General features: G+C 34.8%; 1 pseudogene. It reads right to left on the reverse strand.

The window, feature by feature from the left end:
- Nucleotides 1-568: 568 nt before the first annotated feature.
- Nucleotides 569-1,173 (reverse strand): annotated as a pseudogene (locus LEP1GSC199_RS12825) (hypothetical protein); the annotation flags it as partial.

Here is a 1,173-nt window from a genome sequence, read left to right on the forward strand (position 1 = left end):
TACGGAAACACCTATACGTATAATGGTGAATTCTAGTTACGTAGATGTCAATCTTTACATTTTTCCAAATAATGCATTTTTTTAATCTTTTTTACTTATTTTCGAAGAGATTTTGTCTCTTTCGCCTAACGAACTAGGGGAGACGACGTTCCTCGACCCTGAGTCCCGGTAACGGGACGTTAGGGACTGGCATGTAGCTTGCGTAAGCAAGGCGAATGCCAGAAGGGGAATTTGCCGTAGGCCGAGCGAGGCCTTGTGCCGAAGCGAAGCGTTAAGGCGCTGTTATGCGACGTTTTGTATTAAAGTAAAGACTATTTATCACTGACTTTCAAAAAACCACCAAATATCCAGCCATATTCCTCTTCACAATGTTCATACCATCCCGTTGTAGTCGAAATAAAATACCAATATTCTTCAATATCTCCTATTGTATCAGGTTTTATGGTTCTAGCATACGCAATTACTCGAGTATTTTTTTTGATATAGTTATGACCTATGGATTTACCATATTGATCTTCGGATTGACAATGGAGAAACTTTGAATTTTGATTCGAATGTTTCCTTACTTTTAAATTTGCGATTGTATTAAAAAACGATCCCTGAGTATATAAGCTTCATTTTTATTTACTATCCTTGTAGTTCCTTCAGGAAGAATTGAATTGTATTTCCAAAAAATAGTTCTATTATCACATAAAAGCTTTTGAGAATATCGGAAATCTGTTTTATCGCTAATCAGTTTACATTGCATTTTCCTTATTGGAAAACGATTTGATTGATCATCACAGTCATCTGGTAAGAAAGATAAAAGTTTTTGGTTCAAAATAAAAGTTCCATTACAGAATTCTCCGCCGTCCCCAAAAGTTTGTTTTGAGAAAAATTTGTTCTTTTTAAACTCAAGTTCCCACCATTCATCTTCGGAGAGCCATAAAGTTGATTCTAAAATTTCAGTATTAATATTTAAGATTTCATTCTGTATTTTCATATCATCTGATTCAATTTTAAAATTTATTAAAACCAGAAGTATATTTAGTAGGAAAAATATTTTATTTTTATTTATGAGCCGTTTTTTTTTGAGCATATATTTCAAAATGTCGCATAACGAACTAGCCTTAACGACGTAGGCTGGCCCTGAGTCCCAACGGGACGTTAGGGACTGGAACGACACTTGCGGAT

Origin of the sequence: Leptospira vanthielii serovar Holland str. Waz Holland = ATCC 700522 (genome assembly GCF_000332455.1) — a bacterium.
Classification (GTDB): domain Bacteria; phylum Spirochaetota; class Leptospiria; order Leptospirales; family Leptospiraceae; genus Leptospira_A; species Leptospira_A vanthielii.